Origin of the sequence: Riemerella columbina (assembly GCF_030517065.1) — a bacterium.
GTDB classification, from domain to species: Bacteria; Bacteroidota; Bacteroidia; order Flavobacteriales; family Weeksellaceae; genus Riemerella; species Riemerella columbina_A.
Window position 1 is genome coordinate 108,608 of record NZ_CP103950.1, and the last position, 22,770, is coordinate 131,377.

Here is a 22,770-nt window from a genome sequence, read left to right on the forward strand (position 1 = left end):
AAAAGCCGTTTCAAGAAGATTTGAAACGGCTTTAATTTTTTTAGAATGGTAGGTCATCCTCATCATCACTGAAGGGATTATCATCCACTGCAGGGCTCCCTTGTGTTGGCGTAGCCGAAGGTGCCGCTTGTGTAGGTTCATTAAATTGCTGAGAACCATCAATTTTCTCAATACGCCACCCCGTAATGGAGTTGAAATATTTCACCTCCCCCTGAGGGCTGGTCCACTCTCTCCCACGGATGTTGATACCCACTTTTACGGCATCGCCCTCTGAGAAAGGATCTAAAGCAAAAACTTTTTCGGATAAAAATTCAATGTTAATGGGCTGAGGATATTGCTCTTGGGTTAGGAGTACCATTTCTTTCTTCTGAAATCCACTCGGAAAGGTCTGCAGTTCTCCAATTTTTTTAATTGTGCCTTGTAATTCCATAGTCTTCTATTTTAAGCTGTAAAGATATAAAAAAATAAAAAAATCCATCTGAAAAAATGGGATAAAAAATCAAAATTCTCCCCATCTCTCCAAAAATCAGAGACTTTATTTAGTGATTTTGACCTTCTAATTTTAATAAAAAAGCGTACTCTAAAGCGTCTTCTTTTAGAGATTCAAACCTACCACTGGCGCCGCCGTGTCCTGATGAAAAATCGGTTTTAAAGATTAAAAGGTTTTGGTCTTGTTTTAAATCTCGGAGTTTAGCCACCCATTTGGCTGGCTCCCAATATTGCACTTGGCTATCGTGATAACCCGTGGTCACCAAAAGATGCGGATAGGCTTTCGGCGCTATATTATCATACGGCGAATAGGATTTCATATAGTCATAATCGGCTTTATTTTTAGGGTTGCCCCATTCATCAAACTCGCCTGTGGTCAGCGGAATTTCTTCATCTAACATCGTGGTAACCACATCTACAAACGGCACTTGCGCAATAACGCCGTGGAATAATTGAGGTGCTTCGTTCATCACTGCACCAACCAATAATCCACCCGCGCTGCCGCCCATAGCATAGAGGTGAGCCGAAGAGGTATATTGTTGAGAAATGAGAAACTCGGCGGCATCAATAAAGTCATAAAATGTATTTTTTTTATGCTGCAGCTTGCCTTCTTCATACCAATGTCTTCCCAAATACTCACCACCCCGAATGTGGGCAATGGCAAAGACAAAACCTCGGTCTAAAAGCGAAAGCCTTAGTCTGGAAAAAGCAGCATCTACCGTATGACCATAGCTTCCGTAACCGTAGAGCAATAGCGGTGTTTCGGCAGAAAGCGGCGTTCCTTTTTTGTAAACCAATGAGATTGGAATTCTCGTTTTACCGTCTCTGGAAGGCGCCCAAAGCCTCTCAGAAGTATAATTTTCCTTTTGAAACTGACCGCCTAAAACCTCTTGTTCTTTCAGGAGGGTTTGCGTTTTGTCCTTCATATCAAACTCAAAAGTGGCGGCAGGTTGCACTAACGATGAATAACCATAGCGCAGCACTTGGGCATTAAAATCTAAATTAACGCCGATATACGCCGTGTAGGTATCTTCCTGAAATGGCAGGTGGTAAGCCTCTCCCGTAGCCCAATTTTGAATGTGGATTTGCAACAATCCCTCTTGGCGTTCCTCCAACACTAAGAAGTCTTTAAAAATCTCAAAACCTTCTAATAATACCGCTTCTCGGTGGGGTACAATGGTCTCCCAATAGGATTTTTGAGGCGTAGCCACTGGCGTTTTCACTAATTTGAAATTGGTAGCGCCACCTTCATTAGTAATGATGTAAAAATGGTCTTCGTAATGCTCCACCGCGTACTCTAAGCCGTTGGCTCTGGGCTCTACCACGGTCCATTTTGCAAAAACATCATCGGCAGGGATAAACCGATGCTCATCCGAAACCGTGCTGGAGCTGGAGATAAAAATATAGTCTAAAGATTTCGTTTTGAATAAATTGACATCAAAGCTGGGATCTTCCTCGTGATACACCAAAACATCTTCCTCTGGCGCTGTGCCCAACCGATGGCGGAATACCTGAAACGCCCGCAAAGATTTATCTTTTCTGATGTAGAAAAAATGCTGGTTATCATTCGCCCAAACGGCTTTCCCAGTGGTGTTTTCTATCACTTCCGTAGCGGTCTCTCCCGTGGTTAAATCTTTGATAAAAATACGGTAAATGCGCCGCCCTGTATCATCTACGGAATAGGTTGACAGCTGGTTGTTAGGGCTTACATTCATACTCCCTACATCTAAAAAATCTCGATTTTGAGCCAGCAAATTGGCATCTAATAAAAGTTCTTCTTCCGCTTCTAAGGTTTTATATTTTCTGAAAAAAAGTGGGTAATCTTTGCCTTTTTCAAAACGAACCATATACCAATAACCATTAAAAAAATACGGCAGAGATTCATCATCTTCTTTATAGCGGGCTTTCATCTCTTCAAACAGCTGATTTTGTAGGGCTTCCGTGTCTGCCATTGCCCATTGTGCATAGCGATTTTCTTCTTCTAAATATTGGATGACCTCAGGGCTGTCTCTTTGGTTAAGCCAGAAATAAGGGTCTATGCGTTCATCTTGATGAGTCACCAAAACGGTTGTTTTTTTAGGCGCTATAGGAGGTTTCATATAGGATATTTTAATCAATTAAAAAACGCCACCATACTTTATAAAAGATGATAGCGCTATATTTTTAATAATAAAACTGCGTTTATTTTTCGTTTTTAATAAAATTCTCAATCGCCATCGTCATTGATGGATTTTCTTTGGTCGGTGCCATTACATCTACGCTAAGCCCCGCTTTCTCTGCCTCAGCTTTGGTAGAAGCACCAAAAGTAGCCACTTTAAATTGGGCTTTTTTGTAATCTTTAAAATTCTCTACCATAGATTTAATGCCTTGTGGGCTAAAGAACACCAGCATATCATAATCCGCCAAGTTGATGTCTGACAAGTCACTATTCACCGTGCGGTACATAATGGCTCTGGTCCAATCTACCCCTGCGGCATCTAAAACTTTGGTAATGCTATCGTTCAGCACATCTGAAGACGGCAAGAGGTATTTTTCTGATGGGTACTTTTTGAGCAATGGCTGCATATCAGAAGGCAACTTTTCTCCAAAACTGATTTTTCGCTTTCTATAAACAATGTGCTTCTGGAGGTAGTTGGCAATGGCTTCTGACTGGCAAATGTATCTCATAGAATCTGGCACCACAAAGCGCATTTCTTCTGCCAATCGGAAGTAATGGTCTACCGCATTTCGGCTGGTAAAAATAATGCCCGTGTATTGAGAGAGGTCTATTTTCTGCGTTCTCAAATCTTTAGCATCTGCACCTTGAACATAGATAAATGGACGAAAATCAATGTTGATTTTTTCTTTTTTTGCCATTTCTATATAAGGAGAAGACTCTGCAGGTTGTGGCTGAGACACCAATATGGATTTAATTTTCATCTGTTGTATTGACTTATTTTTAGGTTAAACTTACCGCCCATTTTCCAATGGCTGATCGGTAAGATGCGCGCTAAAAGTTTTATAAAAATAAAAATTTCCAAACCACCAAAAAGGGTAATATTTGGAGCGTGCAAATATACAAAATTTTATAATACCATTCTTCTGGCAAAATTTCATCTTTGTGAAAATAATAAACTAAATTTTTGAAAATGAAACTTATACTAAAAAACGCCATATAAGCATAGAGCATCCATTCTGTGTCTATACTAAGATAATATTGTGCCAAAATCAACGCTATAAGCGCTAAAGTGCTTCCCATAAAAAATTTGGTTGCCACGAAGTAAAATGAAGCCCAACGGTCTAAATCTCCTATGCTGGCGAATAAAAAATAAGTGAAAAAATTACGAAAGGCAAACAGCACCAATAAACTCAACAGCACCGAGCCTATTTTATTAGGTTGGTAGCCCCAAACCGAAATTTCTGTAGCAAACCAATGCGGCACCATCGGCAATAGCGAGCTTAAAGCCAGACCTACGGCAATGGCAAAACCTAAACTCACCAACAGCCACGCCTGAAAAGTGTTATTTGCTACCTCTTTTTTCAAAGTGAAGAACTCCACCAAGTTGATGTCCCGCAGCAAGACTCTCAAAACGAAAACATACAAAAAACCGATCCCTAAGAGACTGAAAATCACCCAATCTTTATGTTCTAAAATCCTTATCAACGCGCAATGATTTTTTTGCAAAAATAGACTTTTTCAAAAACAAAACGGCTACTATTTTATAGAAAAATATGAGACAGGGCATAAATGATCAACCCGACCAAACCACCCACCAGAGTTCCGTTAACCCTGATGAATTGCAGGTCTTTACCCACTTCTAACTCCAATTTTTGACTGAGTTCTTTGCCCTCCCAATTGCCTACCGTTTGGCTAATCAGTTCGGCAAAACGGTGCGTATTTTTCAACAAATACCCATAAAGCGTACGCCTTACCCAGCGGTCTATTTTGAGTTTTAAATTTTCATCATTTTTAAATTGAGAAGAAAACTGCATCAGATTTTTCGCCATATAATTCCGCAGCGTGGAGTCTGGCGTGGTGAGTTCTTTCATCAGGTTAGCTTTGGTGGTCGCCCAGATGGCAGCCACATATTCCGCAATGCGCGCTTCATTCAACCATTCGTTTTTAAGAGCGTTCAACTTTTCTTCCCACGCTGGCGTGTTTAATTCCTCCGAAAACTGCGCCAATTTCTGCGTTACCTCCTGCCGAATAGGATGTTCATTTTGTTGAGCAATTTCATCAAAATATTGAGCAATGCCGTGGGTTATTTTATCCGCAATAGCATCATCTACAAACTTCGGTATCAGCGCATAACTCTCTTTTTTAACCCGTTCCCGAACCAAATTTTGGTTTTGCTCTATGTAAATTTTCATTTGATGAGACAGATAAGTCAGCAACTTTTGATGCTCATTCGCTCCCATCATATAATGAATCCCACCACTCAACAACTGGTTGATTTTCAGATCAGAAGACAACTCTTTAGCTTTTCCACTGAGGAGTGTTACCACTTGTTTATCGTCCAAAGGTTGGAGGATTTTGGTCAAAATTGTAGAAATTTCATCTACTAATAAGGCTTGGTTGGTGGGCTTTTCCAACCATTGCCCCAAAATAGGCGATACACTCAATTTCTGAATATAAGGTCTGATGTTCTGCGGCGATAAAAAATTCTCCACCACGAAATTTCCTAAATTATCCCCAATTTTATTTTTACTCTTTTCGATGAGGTTGGTGTGCGGAATTTTAAGCCCCAAAGGATGATGAAAGAGCGCTGTTACCGCAAACCAATCCGCCAAAGCTCCGACCATAGCGGCTTCTGAGAACGCTCTGATATAGCCGACCCAATGGGCTTCTTGGTGATTTTTTTGATAAATTGTGGTAATGATAAAAACGAGTGCCATCAGAATAAAAAGCCCCGTTGCGATATTTTTATAAAACCTAAGTTGCTGAGATTTAGTCTTCATAAACTTTTGAAAAACAAAAAATTTGCCAGAATACGCCGTGTTATTATCGTGCGATGAGAATGTTTAAGTTTTCCCCAAAACGCATCATTCCTCAAGCGTATAAAAACAAAAATCGCTGAAAATCATAACGATTAACAGCGATTAAAGTACCCCAGGCGGGACTTGAACCCGCACGCCAAAAGAGGCACAGGATTTTAAGTCCTGCGTGTCTACCAGTTCCACCACCAGGGCAAGCAATGAGCGAAAAACGGGGTTCGAACCCGCGACCTCAACCTTGGCAAGGTTGCGCTCTACCAACTGAGCTATTTTCGCAATTTATTGTGCGGATGAAGGGACTCGAACCCCCACGCCTCTCGGCACCAGATCCTAAGTCTGGCGTGGCTACCAATTACACCACATCCGCAGTGGCTATGTTATTTGTTTAAGTCCGCTATTCTTTTTTGTGGTTGCAAATGTATAAACTTTTTATAATACACTCCAAATATTTTTTAATATTTTTTTCATCTTAAAGTTTTTTACGCTCAATCCGTGGTGGTTATCAAGACCAATCAAGAGGGCAAAAGAAGAGTTTTTTAATCTCAACCTATATTTTCATCAGAGAAAAACTGCAGGTATTCTAATTTTCTTGCATATCTTATTTTAAAATTCAACCCCATTGCAAATCAAATCATAAAGCCATCTGAATCTTATCCCAAGAAAAAAATCTTCATTTTTTAACATTTTTTTAAAAAAGGATATACCTTAGAATAAGTCTAAATTCCTATCTTTGTCAATTGAAAATAATTATAGAGAAATACAATGGGTTTATTTGATTTATTTACGCAGGAGATTGCGATAGACTTGGGTACAGCCAATACCCTCATTATACACGATAATAAAATTGTTGTGGACCAGCCGTCCATCGTTGCTATAGAAAGGAATACGGGGAAACCCATAGCCGTAGGTGAACAGGCGAAGCATATGCAGGGCAAAACCCATGAAGACATAAAAACCATTCGCCCTCTAAAAGATGGGGTTATCGCTGATTTTCAAGCTTCTGAGCATATGATCAAGGAGTTTATCAAGAAAATACCAGGGATTAAAGGGAAGTTATTTCAGCCCGCTTTAAAAATTGTGATTTGTATTCCTTCGGGCATTACAGAGGTGGAAAAAAGAGCCGTTAGAGACTCTGCACAGAAGGTGAACGCCAAAGAAGTACGCCTGATTTATGAACCTATGGCTGCCGCTATTGGGGTGGGCATTGATGTTCAAAAACCTGAAGGAAATATGATTATTGACATCGGTGGGGGGACTACCGAAATTGCCGTGGTGGCTTTGGGCGGTATTGTCTGCGACCAATCGGTGAAGATTGCTGGTGATGTTTTCAATAATGATATTGCGTTCTACCTCCGCACCCACCACAACTTATATGTAGGCGAAAGAACCGCAGAGCGTATTAAAATAGAAGTAGGCTCAGCCATAGAAGATCTTGATGTAGACATTGACGACATTCCTGTGCAAGGGCGAGACCTCATCACTGGAAAACCTAAAGAAATCATTGTTAATTATAAAGAAATCGCAAGAGCTCTGGATAAATCTATCACGCGTATAGAAGATGCGGTGATGGAAACCTTATCCAGAACACCACCAGAATTGGCTGCCGATATTTACAAAACAGGAATTTATTTAGCTGGTGGCGGTGCATTACTCAGAGGACTTGCGGATAGAATTAGCAAAAAAACCGAACTCCCAGTTTTCGTGGGCGAAGATCCATTAAGAGCCGTGGTAAGAGGAACGGGTATTGCGCTGAAAAATATGGATAAGTTTAATTTCTTGATTAAATAATTATTTAGACTTCACCTTATGGGATATTTGCTAAGGTTCTTTTCTAAGAATGCCTTATTTGTATTTTTTTTGACTTTACAAACATTGGCATTGTACCTTATCTTTACCCGAAATGCCGTGCAACAAACCTTCCTTGCAGGACAGGCTGCCACCTTTAATGCTTGGGTTTCTGGCTATATAGACGAAGGCGCTAATTACCTCAAACTCAAAGAAATGAACGAGCAATTGGTGGCACAGAACAAAGCCTTAATGCAAGAAATCTACGGTCAAGAATATGCCACTGTACCACAGCGAATTCAGGTTTCTGACTCTGTCAATGCGCAGCAAAAATATGTAATGATAGATGCCGAAGTGATGAACAACAGCATCATCAGGCGGGATAATTACTTCACCATTAACCGAGGGCGCAGGGAGGGAGTTACGGGCAAAATGGGCGTTATAGCGCCTAATGGCATTGCTGGCATCGTTATCAATAGTATGGAAAACTACGCCTTGGTACAATCCGTGCTAAGCGTGAACAAAATGCGTGTGAATGCTGCTTTAAAGAAGTCTGGCTATTTTGGAACCCTCACTTGGCGCGGTGATGATGCCCGAATTATGCACCTTTCCGACATTCCGAAATATGTGCCGATAAAAGTGGGCGATACCATCGTGACTGATGGCAAATCCGACCTCTTCCCCGCAGGGATTATGGTGGGCACTATTGCGGGCTACCAAGTGGATACCAAAACAGGTTTTTGGGACATCAGCGTAGAGTTAGGACAAAAAATGGGCAATGTAAAAAATGTATTCGTGGTGCAGAATCTGCATAAAGCCGAGCTTCAACAAGTGCAGGACAGCCTTAATACAACCATAAAAAGAGATGATAAGTAGAAATATATTCACTGACCTATTATTTTCGGTGATTTTAATTGCCGCACAGATTTTCCTATTCAACCGCATTACCATAGCGGGAGAATACACGCCTGTAGTCTATCCTGTGCTGGTGCTCTTCTACCCTTTTTATAGAAACCAATATGTATTTTTAGCCATCAGCTTTTTATTAGGCTTGGGCATAGATGCTCTATTGGGCACTTGGGGTATCAACGCCTTTGCCACTACGATGATTGCTTATTTCCGCACCCTGATTTTCCGCACCTCTATAGACCACGAGGCCACGGACAGCTTCTCATTCCAATCCATACAGTGGAGTCAGTTTTTATTTTTTATCCTCTTCAGCCTTTTGATCCACCAGTTTTTGGTTCAATTTATTGAGTTTTTTAAACCCAGTAGAATATTAGAAATCAGCCTTCATATTTTAATCACCACAGGGCTTTCTTTTATATTCGTACTATTATATGTGTTAATTTTTAAAATCAAACAAAAAGTTTGAAACCGTTTTATAGAATTATCGCGTTTCTTGTACTCCTTGCCGTTATTTTTGTGGCGAGGCTTTCTTATTTGCAACTTTTTACCGACCGCTATGCGCTCAATGCCGCCAATACTTCTATAAAAGCCGACTACATCATCCCGCAGCGGGGCGTGATCTTTGATAGAAATGGCAAAATTCTGGTGGGCAATAGACCAGCCTACGAAATTTCTTTTACCCAAGCTCTACTCAAACCCGATTTTGATACCTTGGCATTTTGTAATTTGGTCAGAATTTCCAAAGCTGATTTTATCCAACGCATTAAAACCATCAAAGCTGACCAATATTACTCCAAAATGCAGCCTATGACTTTTATGAAAAACCTCTCTCGGGAGGATATGGCGCGCATTCAGGAGATTATTTTTAAATACCCCGCTTTCAGCATTGTTAAAAGGCCGCAGCGCGAGTACGAAGTGGGTACCTCTGGAAACCTCCTCGGCTTTACCAACGAGGTTAACCAATACGACATAAAAAAAGACTCTACCTACTACCTTCCTGGCGACATCATTGGGAAATCTGGCATTGAAAAAGCCTACGAGAAAGACCTCCGTGGCGAGAAAGGCGTTCAGTATATTCAGAAAGACATCAAACTCAGAAATGTAGGGCCTTATAAAAACGGAGAGCTGGATAAAGAGGTAGTCACGGGCAAAGACCTCACCCTTACCATCGATTATGATTTGCAGAAAATCGCAGAGGAAATGCTCGTGAACAAGCGCGGCGCCATTGTTGCTTTAGACCCTAAAACTGGGGAAATTTTAGTCTTGGCATCAGGTCCAGATGTAGACCCCTCCGAGGCGTTTACAGGCAGCGAGAAAAGCAAAAAAATCTACGCCCTACAAACCGATCAGTTCAATATGCCGATGTTTGACCGCTCCATCCAAGCCGCTTATCCACCAGGTTCCACCTTCAAGTTGGTTACCGCCTTAGCCGCGATGCAAATGGGCGTGATGACACCAGATACCGTATTTCCGTGCGGTGGTGGCTTCAACTACCGAGGTTTGAGAATTAAAGGTCACGGCGGTGCAGATCCGTTGGTTCCAGCCATACAGGTGTCCAGCAATTGCTATTTTTCCTATGCCTACTTGGCGATGGTCAACAAATACCCTAACGACCCATCCAAAGGGGTAGATGAATGGCAAAAAATTATGAATAGCTTTGGGTTGGGGGTATTCCTCAATAATGATTTGGCAGTGGGTGCCAAGGGTAAAATCCCGAGTGGGAAATATTACGAAAACCGAATGGCAGCCATCTACAAAGCCAACGGCAGCAAAGCCGACCCTAAAAAATGGGACCCGCTGGCTACAGGTGCCGTGTTCAATGGTATGGGACAAGGCGATGTGATGGTAACGCCGCTTCAGTTAGCTAATTTCACTGCGGCTATTGCCAACAAAGGTTGGTTCTACACGCCTCATATCGTTAAATCTGTGGATGGCAAGCCCAATCCAGATCCGCGTTTCAAAAAGAAACATTATACTTTGGTTCAAAACAAAAGCTACTATGACGCCGTGCTTAAAGGTATGGAAGCCGTAGTACTCAGAGGAACAGGACGTTCCCTAAAAACCAATGATTTTACCCAATTGGCAAAAACAGGAACCGCCCAAGTACCCCAAGGGAAGGACAACTCTATCTACACGATGATAGCCCCTGCGGAAGACCCAAAAATTGTGGTGGCTGCCGTAATGGAACACGCTGGATTTGGTGCCACATGGGCAGGACCTGCCTGCACCATCATTGCAGAGAAATACCTAACAGGCGAAATCAAACGCGAGCATCTTTATAAAAAAATGGTCAATGCCAGCTTTATGCCTGAATACCGCAGACAGTGGATTGCTGACTTAAAACGAAAAGGGCTCTATAAAGAACCGAGCAAAGATTCTATGGCGCTTGTAAAAATCCAAGATAGCCTTAGAATGAACCATCTGGATAAAAATACGCTGAATAGGCTTAAAGTAAAAAGTGATTCTCTAAAACTAAAACTTCAAAACCATGAATAAAGCCAGTGGCATTGATAAAATAGGCGTGGGGCTTTATTTGCTCATTTGTATTTTCGCTATCCTTAACATCAGTAGCGTAGATGAAGCTTTGGGCAAAAAACAACTGATTTTCTTCATCATCTCTTTGGTGGTGGGGGTGATCATCTTCGCGATGCGTTCTAAATTTTTTGAAAACTTAGCAGGCATCATTTATATTTTGGGAGTGCTCCTTCTCATTGGGCTTTTTCCTTTCGGGACAGAGATTTTAGGGCAAAAAAACTGGTATAAATTCGGGGGAATCACGATGCAACCCGTGGAATTTGCCAAAATCGGAACCGCACTGATGCTCGCCAACTATGCCTCTCATCCAGATTTTAATTTAAAAGATCGGCGGTCTTTCATCACCGCTTTTGCCATTATCGGCATTCCTGGTGTGGTGGTGCTGATGATTCCTGATGTGGGCTCGTTATTGGTATTTATGGCGTTTGTGATGGCACTCTACCGCGAGGGGCTCTCGGGTTGGTTCTTTGGCGCTATTGGCATTTTGGCGTTTGTATTCCTCACCTCGTTGTATTTAGAAATCAATTTGCAATGGTCACCGCTATCTACGGCAGCCTGCGTTTTGGGCGTTTTAGCGCTATGTTTTCTTTTCTATTGGCGAAGAATTTCGTGGACGCCTATGGCTATAATTACAGTGGCTTTGGGTTTTGTACTCTTAGGCGCGATGTCTTTTTTCTCAAAATCTATTTTAGAAAAATTCCCTAAACATCAGAAAGAACGGATAGAAGTGCTCTACAAAGGCGAACGCGCGTTTAGGGATACCTCGGGGTATAATTTGCTCTACTCTAAAACCGCCATTGGCTCGGGTGGGCTTTGGGGCAAAGGCTACAAGCAAGGGTCTGTTACGCAAGGGAAATTTGTGCCCGAGCAAGAAACCGACTACATCTTCTGCACTGTGGGCGAAGAATGGGGCTTTGTGGGGAGCGCTCTTTTGGTTATTTTCTATGCTATCTATATCAGCCGTATTTATTACCTCTCCGAGCAACAGAAAAACAGTTTCAACCGTATTTTTGGCTATTGCTTTGCCTCTATCTTGCTGATTCACTTCGGTATCAATATCGGAATGGTCATGGGCTTGTTCCCAACGGTGGGCATTCCGCTGCCTTATTTCAGTTATGGTGGAAGCTCTCTCCTCGCCTTCTCCATTATGACGGCTATTTTCTTCAAACTCAACTACGCCGATAAGAACAGCTTGATATAGAAAACACTACTTGTTTTCTTTTGTTCGTGATAAATAAGGTAATAGAAACAAAATACCACAGCCCAGCGTATAGCACAATAAATCTGCCCAAGAGAAAGAATTTCCTAAAACGATAGCGCCTAAACTGCCTGGAGAAAAGCCCAGGATCTCTGCAATATGGAAGTATTGCAAGCCTTCTATTAAAAATGAAAATAGCAAAATGCCGATTACCAATGCGGTGTTATCTTTGACTTCAAAAAAAGCCTTAACACTGGCGTAGAGCAATATCACCACTAAAACATCGCCGCCATAGGCCCTTAGAATGAACCAATGCTTAAACACGGTCGCTATTAAAACCTCCGCAATGAAAACACTCAGCGCTATGAGGGCATATTTAAAATTAAACTTGAATTTCATCTTCTAAAAAGTGGCGTTATTGCCCTATCATCGCTTTAATCGCGTTGAGTTTCATCATCGCTTCTATGGGCGTTAGAGTGTTGATGTCTATCTTGGTCAACTCATCTCTAATGCTCTCCAGCACAGGATCATCTAACTGGAAGAACGACAGTTGAAGGCTCTCTTCAGTAACGCGTTTGATGGCTTCAGTCCCTTCATTTTGGCTTCGGCTATTTTCTAAAGTTTTTAAAATTTCGTTGGCTCTATTGACCACCTTAGCCGGCATCCCTGCGAGTTTTGCCACATGGATCCCAAAGCTGTGCTCACTGCCACCAGGCACCAATTTCCGAAGGAAAATGATGTTATTTTTATGCTCTTTAATGGAGATATGGAAGTTTTTAATACGCTCAAAAGTGACCGCCATCTCGTTGAGCTCGTGGTAGTGGGTCGCAAACAAAGTTTTGGGCTGTGTAGGGTGCTGGTGCAGGTATTCCGCAATAGCCCAAGCGATGGAAACACCATCATAAGTAGAAGTGCCTCGCCCAATTTCATCTAACAAAATAAAGCTTCGCTCCGAAATATTATTCAGAATATTGGCGGCTTCGTTCATCTCCACCATAAAAGTAGACTCTCCTGCGGAAAGGTTATCAGTAGCGCCCACACGGGTAAAAATTTTGTCTAAAACGCCTATTTCTGCGTGCTTGGCTGGGACAAAACTCCCAATCTGCGCCAATAAACAAACCACCGCTGTTTGTCTTAATATCGCTGATTTACCCGCCATATTGGGACCCGTTACCATAATGATTTGCTGGCTCTCTCGGTCTAAAAAAATATCATTGGGAATATATTTTTCTCCCAATGGTAGGGCATTTTCTATGATCGGATGGCGGGCTTCTTTCAAATCTATGCCAAAACCTTCATTAAGCAAAGGCTTGGTGTAACTTTGAGCAATCGCCAATTCTGACAGGCCTGCCGCCACATCTAACTGGGCAATCAGCTGGGCATTTTCCTGAATTTGGTCAATATATACCAAGGTGCGCTGGCAAGTTTCTCGGTAGAGGGTTTGCTCCAAAATAGCAATCCGCTCTTCGGCGCCTAAAATCTGCTCTTCGTAAGTTTTAAGCTCCTCCGTGATGTAGCGCTCGGCATTGACCAAAGTTTGTTTTCTTATCCACTCTGCAGGCACCTTGTCTTTATGCGTGTTTCGCACCTCTATATAATAGCCAAAAACATTATTAAAATTGATTTTAAGGCTGCCAATCCCCGTGCGTTCTATTTCGCGCTGGCACATTTCATCTAAATAATCCTTGCCCGAACTTTGGAGGTTGCGCAGGCGGTCTAACTCTTCAGAAATGCCTTGTTTGATGACATTACCTTTGGCTAAACTCACAGGCAGTTCTTCATTGAGGCTCTGTTGAAGGTCTTGGATGAGTTCGGTTAAATCATTCAGTGGATTGAGCCACGCCAAAGCTTCGGGGTGCTGGTGGAGTAGTGCTTTAATCTCCGAAATGTAAATTAAACTCTGCCTTAGATAACCTAATTCTTTCGGTGTTATTTTTTCTGCTGCCAACTTGCCCATCAATCGGTCTAAATCTGAGACGCCTTTTAGGCGCGAAATAATGTCGTAGCGGAGGTTTTCTTGCTGATTGAGAAACTCTACCAAAGAGAGCCGACGGTTAATTTCGTTCACGGATTTCAGTGGTAATATCAACCGCCGCCTTAACAACCTGCCGCCCATAGGCGTTGCCGTTTGGTCGATGATGTCTAATAGGCTTTTGCCCTCAGGGTGAGAGGGAAATACCACTTCTAAATTCCTCAAAGTGAACTGATCCATCATCAGATAATCCTCCTGAGGAATCGCTTGTATTTTGGTAATATGATTGAGTAAATTGTGGTGGGTATCTTCCACCAAATAGGCGAAAATAGCACCTGCCGCCGTGATAGCCAATGGCAGTTGCTCTACGCCAAAGCCTTTTAGAGAGTTGGTTTTAAAGTGCTGCGTTAGTTTCTCATAGGCAAAATGGTATTGGAATGCCCAATCCTCCATCTTAAAGGCATTTTTGGTTTTGAGTTTTGATGGCAATTCCTGCATTCTTTGGTAGATGATTTCACTCGGCTCAAAGGTGTTAATGATGTGATACAACTTCTCCAAATTGCCCTCTGCCACCAGAAACTCGCCTGTGGAAATGTCTACCAACGCAATACCATATTTTTCTTTTTTCTTATGTAGCGACAAGAGGAAATTGTTTTTCTTGGAGTTCAGAACTTGGTCGTTAAAGGTCACCCCAGGGGTAACGAGCTCTGTAACGCCTCTCTTCACGATGCCCTTCACCATTTTGGGATCTTCCAACTGGTCGCAAATGGCAACGCGAAGCCCTGCCCTAACTAATTTAGGGAGGTAAGAATCTAATGAATGGTGCGGAAATCCCGCCAACTCTATGGTTTGCCCATCGCCGCCGTTGTTTCGTTTGGTGAGGACGATGCCGAGAATTTGTGCGGTTTTAATGGCATCGGTGCCAAAGGTTTCGTAAAAATCGCCCACTCTAAATAGCAATATCGCATCTGCATATTTGGCTTTTATACTGTTGTATTGCTGCATTAGTGGGGTTTCTTTCTTTGCCTTTGCCATAGTTTAGATTTCTTTTAGAAGTACAAAAATACTAAAACCCTATGGGTTATAAAAATAAAAAATCCCTTCTCGTTTTCGGAAGGGATTTGTGAAGTTTAATCTTTATTGAAGATTTTTCTAAGCTTGTTTCTAAGCCTGATGAGCAATGGCTCTTGGTAGTTTTTGTCTTCATCAAAATAGCCGTATCCGTAACCATAACCGTAGCCATAGCCGTATCCGTAACCGTAGCCGTATCCATAGCCTTTGTCTTGCGTATAATCATTATACAGAAGCCCTAAGTGCTCTATCTCGTGGTTGTGGTACTTGTCGATCACCATTTTGAGCATATATTTTTCTGTGTACTCATGACGCACCACATAGATATTGGCATCGGTGTATTTCATCAACTCGAAAGAGTCTGCAACCAAGCCCACTGGCGGTGAGTCAATAATAATGAAATCATAGTCTTCTCTAAGTTGCTCAATGAACTGGATGTTTCTATCGCTCATCAACAATTCCGATGGGTTCGGTGGGATAGGTCCAGAAGTCGCCACATCTAAAGTTGGGATTTTCGTTTTGTTGATGATTTGCGACATTGGGATTTCGCCTGTTAAGAAATTGGAAATACCATATTGGTTATTGATTTTAAAGTCGCCGAAAATCTTAGGTTTTCTAAGGTCCATTCCTAATAAAATGGTCTTTCTGCCACTCAGCGCCAGCACCGAAGCCAAGTTAATAGAGGAGTAAGTTTTCCCCTCACCACTGATGGAAGAGGTCACCAATATCACCTTGCCTTTGTCTTTTTGGGCATCATTATATAAGAAGCTTAGGTTAGCTCTAATCCCTCTAAACGCTTCTGAAACTGAGGATTTAGGTTGTTCTATTACTGTAAGGTTATTATCATTGGTGTTTTTGCCTACTACGCCCAATAATGGAATTTTAGTGGCAGACATCAGCTCTTTGATATTTCTAACTTTATTGTCTAAAAGTGTCCCAATGAGCAAAATCAAGAGCGGAATGGCGAGCAAAGTACTGGTAAGCGCTACGCCAAACATAGAGGTATTAGGACCAATAGGCCCCTGCCCTAAGTTTTTCGCCCAGTCTATCACGGTGATATCCGACTGACTAACCGCCAACCTCATCTCCGCTTTGGCTTGCTCTGCCAATAGCGTGTTATAAGTGGTTTCATTGATGGTATAACCCCGCTGAGCATCAATGAGTTTTTGTTGTTTGATTGGGAAAGTTTTTAGGTTTGAATCGTACTTGCTCAGCTCTTGGTTGATTTTGTTGATTTCATCTGCGTAGACATTGTAATAATTGCCCAAAGTCCCCGAAGATTTACCACGCGCCTCTCTAATCAACCTGTTGATTTCCTTCATCGGTTCAGATTGTGGCGTGTAGATGGTTTTCATCTCTTCCCTTTTTTGCAAGAGAAGCTTAAGCTCCGATACGGAAGCCATAAAATTGCCATCTTCTACCCCTGCTGCATTGATGTTAATCATACTCTCTAAGTCTTTATTCATAGAGGTTCTGATGTTGTTCAAGGCTGATATTTTGGTGAGTAAGTCGGCTTTTTGTTTTTCTAAATCTTTAATTTTTTCAAGGATGTTGCTCACATCGCCATCCACTTCCACGATGTTTTCCTTCACCTTAACATCATTAAGGCTGGCAGAAGAAGAGTCTAACTTAACCTTAGCACTGTCCAAATTTCTTTTGATAAAGGCAATGGTGTTTCGGTCTACCATTCCTTGGTCTTCTTTGCGCTTTTCTATAAGTTCCTTTATACTGTTGTTCAGGAAGTTAACCGTGGAATTAAGGTTGTAATCTCTTTTAGAAATGAGCATAATGGTGGGTAGATCTTTATCGAAACCAACCTCTAACTCTCTGACATTTTCTCTAACCGTCTGGTCTATGGTCTTTAGATTAACGATAACATTATCATAATCTAACGCTGGCTTTTGTGGATTTTTAACTAATCTGAATTTATAATAAGGAGATTCATACCATTCACCGAGTTTAATCTCCTTATTATTAAGATTCCCATTCTCTTGGATTAGATAAAAGCTCTCTGTTTTATAATTATAGAGTTTATTAGACAATCCTTGAGGGAAGATCACCTCATAGGTATTTTCTTTTTTAGGGATAAATTTAATCGGTTGGTTAGTAGCCTGTAGGTGGGTTTTATCTATTTCTATGAAAAATGGAGAGTCTTCTCTATCTATAAAAGTGCTTTTAAGTTTTCCCTCCGAGGAATAATCAATATAGAGCTGGAGTTTATGCGCTAAATATTCGTTATGGGTTCTCGATAAAATAAGTTTTCTTAGATATTGCCCTTGCTGATTGCCACTTTGCCCCCAAATAAAGTTAATAGATTGCTGGGTAGGCGCCAGATAATTCGCGGTATTACTAGATATACTTAAAGAAATATCTGATTTATAGATATATTGTACATAATATCTCTTGTAAATTATTGAAATAATAGAGCCTAAAATCCCTAATATAACAAACCAATACCAATTTCTCAGCAATTTTTTGATAAAAAAGCCAATATCAAAAAAGTCAAATGAACCTACTCTATCCTGCTCTTTTGCTGGATTTTCTTTATTTTTAGCTGTGTTCGTTTTTTCTGGAATCATAATCGGTTAGAACTTTGTGATTAACAAATAAATAGAGAGCGCCGTGGTGATTAAAGAAACTCCTGTGGTGAGCGTTTGTAGAGGTTCTTTGCCAAAGCCATATAAGCTTTTAGAGCGGGTGTTGAGATAAATCATATCCCCATTTTGAAGCCAAAAATAAGGCGAGTTCATAATATCATCTCGGGTCAAGTCTAATTTAACCCGCTTGATGCCCTCTGGATATTTCCTTTGTAAAACAATATTTTTTTTGTCAATGGTTCTATTTAAACCTCCGTTTTGAGCCAAAGCTTCGGTGATACTGAGCATTGTGGTATAGGATTTTTTCTCTCCTGTTAAATCACTACCGCTTTCCACATCAGTTAATATATAATAAGTAATACCATCTAAATTTAACCTCACTTGAGATTTTCCTTCTAAAAAGTTCTCATTGACACGCTCTTGGATGTCGGCTTCTATATCTTCTATGCGTCTGCCCTCTGCCCTAATTTCTCCAATACCAAAAATATCTATATTCCCTTTGGAGTTGATTCTTAGCCCATTAAAGTAAATTTGAGCATTACCACCTACGATTTTAACACCAGATGTTGAAGCGTTATTATTACCCACTCCACTTGTCGCTGTATTACTGCCCGAAGTGCTCCCCCCATTATTACCTCCAGAAGTATTAAATACAGAGTAAAACTGTGCTGCATCTCCTTTAGGCGTGGTAACAATATTGAGTTTAAACATATCACTTTTAGTAACATAGTAAACCTGATCACTGTATGGGATAAGCCCATCCTCATTAAGCTCTAAATGCTCATTTGTTTGTAGATAGCGTACATCTTTAGTGGTTAAGCACGAGGTACTTATTAAAGATAAGAGAATGATGGTTAGATATAATTTCAAATTTTTCATAAAAATTATTTTTGCAAAAATACAGTTTATTTTTTTTGTTTAATCCTATTGAGTAAAAATGTCAAATAAACACCTAAAAAGCCCATAGCTAAAACTATTGCAAATAGTAGATTAAGATTTAAATGCCTTAATAAATAAGTCACGCCAACAATAGCTAAATAATAGATAATAATATAAAAAGTGGCTCGTTTGTGGGTCAGTCCTAAATCTAAAACTTTATGGTGGATATGGTTTCTATCCGCCTCCATTGGCGATTTTTTATTGAGTAACCTAATGGTAATCACATTAAGGGTATCCACCATTGGCAGAATGAGAATCGCAAAGGCAATAATAGGCGCCGTTTGGAGGTGGTACAAGGGCATCGTCATATCTTTTCTATCCGTCTCAATAAAAAGATCAATGAAATAGATGGCAGTAAATGCCAATAAGAACCCGATAATCATAGAGCCTGTATCTCCCATAAAAATCTTTTTGCTCCGCCGTTTGGATAAATTATAGTATAAAAAACCCAGCAAAGCACCTATGATGATAAAACATAAAATCACCATCGGATAATTATACGGCCCTAACCTTAGATAACTCACCCCAAATATCAAATTACAAATAATAGCATAGGAGCCAGAAAGCCCATCAATACCATCAATAAGGTTAAAGGCATTTACGATAATAATAAAAGTGACTACGCTAAAAACAACACTCAGAATATAATTTAGTTCATAAATACCGAAAAGCCCAAACAGGCTTCTAATCCTTACATCTGAGCCGATGACCATAATTATTGCTACCAAAACTTGAGCAAAAAGTTTTTTATACGCCCGCATCACTACAATATCATCCATCACTCCTATATAGAGTAAAATCACTAAGGCAGGAAATAAAAATCGGTAGCGATCAAATAACTCATAAGAAAACATAGGCGTGCAGATCGCAAGGGCATAAAACAACGCGATACCACCTAGATTCGGTATTTTATGGATATGAGAACTTCTAATTCCTGGCTCATCCATCAAGTTTTTTCTTTTAGAAATTTTTAAAATCACAGGAATCGTATAGAACGACAGCCCTAATGACAACAAAAATGCCGCCAGCAACTTGATGTAAAAAAAAGGAATCCCTAAATAATTATCCAAAAAATCTATATACTCCATAATTTATTTTTACCAAAGATAATTCATATATCGTTCTGTTGTGTATCCTGCTCTACCCGCTTGCATACTAGCATACACAAAATAATAGAATATAACATAGCATATTAACACCATATGCAAATATTTTTTATGCCTCAAATTAACTACCGAAGCCACAATATTCGGTAAAACCATTACCATGTAAATCATATAGTTCATCGCTAATCTTGATGAAAAAATTGGGCTTCCTCTAAAGATAAAATACAAACAGATACCAACCAATCCTATATTTCGCATATATTCATAATAAGGTATTTTAGCACAAGCCTCTTTATCATATGTAAGAAGAAAATAGGCATACATCAAACTAATTAAATCCGTTAAGCCTATTTTACCTGTATCCGCTTCAATAGTCTGATATGCCGAAAATCCTTCATAAACTTCAGCTGGTGCCAAAGTATCAAAAATAGAAAAATACTGATAAATCTGGAATGGCGATAACAAAATACTAATAACTAAAACCAGAATTATTCTCGTTCTATTCATCGGTATAATAGCCAACCAATAAGCGAATACAAAAATAGCAGCAGATTTATGAAAACCCATAGCTAAATAAATCATCAGAAGAAACATAGGCAATTTCCTTTTTTTGATAAAATAAAAAGAAAATATGAGAATCGCCATAGAGACCGCCTGCCTCATATGCCCACCATCTGCAGAAAAATATGAAGGAAATAGATAAAGTAGTATACTTAAAGAAGGATAAACCACCGCATTTTCAAAAGTGAAATATTTAGGAATTATTGAAAATATTGCAATAATCAATGTGAATATGAAAAACGGAAGTCCTAAATCAAAACAAACTTTACCTATTAAAACATAAAGCCACTCTACATCCAAATTCTCACTACCAAAAGCCGCTTTGTTAAATAAAGTAGAATAGGGCGTATTAATTCCAAAATATTCATACATTTTTACATATGGTCCATAATCTGCACCTACCCATTCTCTTAATCCCATCAAAAGAACCATCACTATGACTACCCACCATACCGATTTATAATTCTTATAATGATTAACTTCCATAAAGCTAAAAAATATAAGAACCACCGTAAGTGCCGTAAACACAGGATGTAGAAATATAATCATACGATGAATTTACATAAGTTTTCTGCGCACGCCTTCTAATCCTGAAAAATATAGAAGATAGTACGCTTGCTTTTTAAATGGCAAAGATAAGAGATAATTTTCATCAAAACGCCGATACTGCAAAATTTCTTTAACGGAAATTTCTCTTTCTTTAATGAATTCCTTTAACTTTGATGCCATTTTTTTATAAACACGCTCATCTTTCACAAATGCCAAATACGCCAAATAAGTATAAACGCCCTCCAAAATCTGAAAACCTTTTAATTCTTTTTTAAAGTTATGATAATCAGATTGTTCAAAAGCCAACTCCACAGATTTTACCGCATTTAGAATATCCAAACCTCGCTCGGTGTGGCTCTTCGTAATAGAGTCCGAACGCTCCAAATATTGATAATGATAAACAGGCGTTCGGGCAATGGTTTTACACTGCAACAACAGCTGCGGCACCAGCTCTATATCTTCAAAATGAATTCCTTTTTTAAAACGATGATTTTTAAACAAATCCCTATGAAACAATTTGTTACACGCAAAATAACTCAAATCCGAGAAAACAGAAAAATGCGCTTTCAGCTCTATTTTTTCAGGCAAATGAGGCAGCTGCGTGAGCTTTTGGGTTACCTCTCCATGCTCATTCACTTTTTGGATATTACACACCACCATCTCTGCCGTGTGGCGCTTTGCCAGCGTGTACATTTCCTCAAACATCGTGGGCAGCACATAATCATCACTATCCACAAAACCGATAAACTCGCCATTGGCGTGGTCTAAACCATAATTTCGGGCATCGCTCAAACCACCATTGGGCTTGGCGAAAATTTTAATTTTTTCAGGATAACGGGCTTGGTAATCCTCCATAATTTGTTGAGAACGATCCTGACTGCCATCATTGATTACCAAAATTTCTATCGCCTCCAAAGTCTGTGCTACCAAGGCATCTAAGCACTTTGGTAGATAATTTTCCACATTGTAAACAGGAACGATAACGGATACTTTTTTCATCGATTTAAAAATTGAATTAACCGCTCTGCCCACACGCCTTCTTTCGCATTTTGATAATCTTGCGCCATACAAGGCAAACATTGATTAAGGTCTTCCGCCTCGCCAAAATACCACAATCCCGTGAACATCTCTCGTTTAAAATAGTAAGACACCTCGCCATCTAAAACCACAAAAGTTTCTATCTTTTTTTCCTTAGGATGGCTTTTTCTAATGCTCAAACCTTCAAAAAAATACCACAACAATTGGGCTAAAAGCTGTTGCTGCAAAGCATTTGCCGTATTAAAATCATAATTGAATAAACCCAACGCCTGCAAGCGCTCGCCCACGCCTATTTCCTTCATCAGCACGCAGATTTCTCTGGCATTCAAGCCGTTCGGTTGCGGATGTTTAGACAGCGGCGCACCCACACTCTCCATAGCATCGGCGCTTAGGCTAACCATCTGCGCCCAGCGGAGGTAAGGTTCCGCCTGATGAGGTTGCCCCATCAGTTTAGAAAGCCCCACTGCTTCCGCCTCCAGATCTTGTAAAAGTTGGATAGAAGGTTTCTCGTTCAGATGCCGCTGATACGCCAAATGATAGTAGGTTTTCGGCGATTTTTTATGGGTTAAAATTTGAGATAAAGCGTTGTATTCCGAGGTGGGGAGCTCCGCATTTCCCAAATGAATCTGAGCGTTGATTTGCGTATACACCTGCGGCGAGGTATAGCGTGCCAGCGCCTGATAAACCGCCACAGACATGTCCACGCCGCCGCCAATGACCACAGGAAGACTGCCTTCCTCCAAGCATTTGAGTACCAATTCTTCCACGGCATAATGCGTGTCCTCCAAGGTTTTTCCTGAAATAACATCACCTAAATCCCCAATGTTCAGCATAATTTCATTTTGGGATAAATGATACAAATACCGCCGAATTTGGCTAAAATCTTTGGGCATTTCATCGCCGCCGCAGCCCCTTTCATCAGAGCAAAAAATGAGCGTAACACCGTCTTTTTCAATCTCGTGAGACATACGCTGTCCCAACTGCCACGGCGCCGTTGCGATAGCCTCTGGGCGGATGAGGAGGTCTTCTAAATTCATCGCTCTTTTG

18 protein-coding genes and 3 tRNA genes are annotated in these 22,770 nt (G+C 40.5%); 5 read left to right on the top strand and 16 right to left on the bottom strand.

The features are described 5' to 3' along the window. Window positions 1-40: 40 nt before the first annotated feature. From NYR17_RS00495 to NYR17_RS00530, 8 genes are all read right to left on the bottom strand, one after another. Window positions 41-430, bottom strand: coding sequence for a DUF3127 domain-containing protein (locus tag NYR17_RS00495; RefSeq protein WP_302505579.1), 390 nt, complete (start codon window positions 428-430; stop codon window positions 41-43). A gap of 109 nt (window positions 431-539) precedes the next feature. Then, complete coding sequence (locus tag NYR17_RS00500) at window positions 540-2,588, bottom strand: S9 family peptidase (protein WP_302505580.1); 2,049 nt, start codon at window positions 2,586-2,588, stop codon at window positions 540-542. An 82-nt stretch (window positions 2,589-2,670) separates the two neighbouring features. Beyond that, on the bottom strand, window positions 2,671-3,408 hold the full coding sequence (locus NYR17_RS00505; RefSeq protein WP_302505581.1) for a uroporphyrinogen-III synthase: 738 nt from the start codon (window positions 3,406-3,408) through the stop codon (window positions 2,671-2,673). 79 nt (window positions 3,409-3,487) lie between these two features. Continuing rightward, window positions 3,488-4,132 carry a DUF4271 domain-containing protein gene (locus NYR17_RS00510; protein ID WP_302505582.1) on the bottom strand — a complete coding sequence of 215 codons (645 nt, stop codon included), beginning with the start codon at window positions 4,130-4,132 and terminating at the stop codon, window positions 3,488-3,490. Window positions 4,133-4,188: 56 nt separating this feature from the next. Beyond that, a complete protein-coding gene (locus tag NYR17_RS00515) occupies window positions 4,189-5,427 on the bottom strand; it encodes a DUF445 domain-containing protein (protein WP_302505583.1) in 1,239 nt (412 codons plus the stop codon). A 147-nt stretch (window positions 5,428-5,574) separates the two neighbouring features. Then, window positions 5,575-5,658 (bottom strand) — tRNA-Leu (locus NYR17_RS00520). Between the two features lie 8 nt (window positions 5,659-5,666). After that, window positions 5,667-5,739 (bottom strand) — tRNA-Gly (locus tag NYR17_RS00525). Window positions 5,740-5,748: 9 nt separating this feature from the next. Then, window positions 5,749-5,830: transfer RNA gene (locus NYR17_RS00530), tRNA-Leu, on the bottom strand. Between the two features lie 395 nt (window positions 5,831-6,225). Between NYR17_RS00530 and NYR17_RS00535 the strand changes: the two genes are divergently transcribed. Genes NYR17_RS00535 through rodA form a run of 5 tightly spaced genes read left to right on the top strand, consistent with a single transcriptional unit; the run spans window position 6,226 to window position 11,893 of the window. After that, window positions 6,226-7,251 (top strand): rod shape-determining protein, encoded by a 1,026-nt coding sequence (locus NYR17_RS00535; protein WP_302505584.1) that lies wholly within the window; start codon window positions 6,226-6,228, stop codon window positions 7,249-7,251. Between the two features lie 18 nt (window positions 7,252-7,269). Continuing rightward, on the top strand, window positions 7,270-8,124 hold the full coding sequence (mreC, locus tag NYR17_RS00540) for a rod shape-determining protein MreC (RefSeq protein ID WP_302505585.1): 855 nt from the start codon (window positions 7,270-7,272) through the stop codon (window positions 8,122-8,124). Then, the gene (locus NYR17_RS00545) at window positions 8,114-8,623 is read left to right on the top strand and encodes a rod shape-determining protein MreD (RefSeq protein WP_302505586.1); all 510 of its coding nucleotides are present in this window, start codon (window positions 8,114-8,116) and stop codon (window positions 8,621-8,623) included. The genes mreC and NYR17_RS00545 overlap by 11 nt, the downstream gene beginning before the upstream one ends. Further along, the gene (locus NYR17_RS00550) at window positions 8,620-10,653 is read left to right on the top strand and encodes a peptidoglycan D,D-transpeptidase FtsI family protein (protein ID WP_302505587.1); all 2,034 of its coding nucleotides are present in this window, start codon (window positions 8,620-8,622) and stop codon (window positions 10,651-10,653) included. The genes NYR17_RS00545 and NYR17_RS00550 overlap by 4 nt, the downstream gene beginning before the upstream one ends. Next, entirely contained in the window at window positions 10,646-11,893 is a 1,248-nt protein-coding gene (rodA, locus tag NYR17_RS00555; protein ID WP_302505588.1) for a rod shape-determining protein RodA, read from the top strand. The genes NYR17_RS00550 and rodA overlap by 8 nt, the downstream gene beginning before the upstream one ends. 6 nt (window positions 11,894-11,899) lie before the next feature. Here rodA and NYR17_RS00560 read toward each other — a convergent pair whose 3' ends face one another. From NYR17_RS00560 to NYR17_RS00595, 8 genes are all read right to left on the bottom strand, one after another. Then, a complete protein-coding gene (locus NYR17_RS00560; protein WP_302505589.1) occupies window positions 11,900-12,289 on the bottom strand; it encodes a DUF2809 domain-containing protein in 390 nt (129 codons plus the stop codon). Between the two features lie 16 nt (window positions 12,290-12,305). Further along, a complete protein-coding gene (mutS, locus tag NYR17_RS00565; RefSeq protein WP_302505590.1) occupies window positions 12,306-14,897 on the bottom strand; it encodes a DNA mismatch repair protein MutS in 2,592 nt (863 codons plus the stop codon). A gap of 95 nt (window positions 14,898-14,992) precedes the next feature. After that, a complete protein-coding gene (locus NYR17_RS00570) occupies window positions 14,993-17,512 on the bottom strand; it encodes an exopolysaccharide transport family protein (protein WP_302505591.1) in 2,520 nt (839 codons plus the stop codon). A 6-nt stretch (window positions 17,513-17,518) separates the two neighbouring features. Next, window positions 17,519-18,409, bottom strand: coding sequence for a polysaccharide biosynthesis/export family protein (locus NYR17_RS00575; protein WP_302505592.1), 891 nt, complete (start codon window positions 18,407-18,409; stop codon window positions 17,519-17,521). Between the two features lie 26 nt (window positions 18,410-18,435). Then, window positions 18,436-19,557: a glycosyltransferase family 4 protein gene (locus NYR17_RS00580; protein ID WP_302505593.1), complete on the bottom strand. Its 1,122-nt coding sequence runs from the start codon at window positions 19,555-19,557 to the stop codon at window positions 18,436-18,438. 9 nt (window positions 19,558-19,566) lie between these two features. Next, window positions 19,567-20,622, bottom strand: a complete 1,056-nt coding sequence (locus NYR17_RS00585) for an EpsG family protein (protein ID WP_302505594.1) — start codon at window positions 20,620-20,622, stop codon at window positions 19,567-19,569. Between the two features lie 72 nt (window positions 20,623-20,694). Then, window positions 20,695-21,684, bottom strand: a complete 990-nt coding sequence (locus tag NYR17_RS00590) for a glycosyltransferase family 2 protein (RefSeq protein ID WP_302505595.1) — start codon at window positions 21,682-21,684, stop codon at window positions 20,695-20,697. Continuing rightward, window positions 21,681-22,760: an arginase family protein gene (locus tag NYR17_RS00595; RefSeq protein WP_302505596.1), complete on the bottom strand. Its 1,080-nt coding sequence runs from the start codon at window positions 22,758-22,760 to the stop codon at window positions 21,681-21,683. Before NYR17_RS00595 ends, NYR17_RS00590 begins: the two co-directional genes overlap by 4 nt. Between the last annotated feature and the right edge of the window lie 10 nt (window positions 22,761-22,770).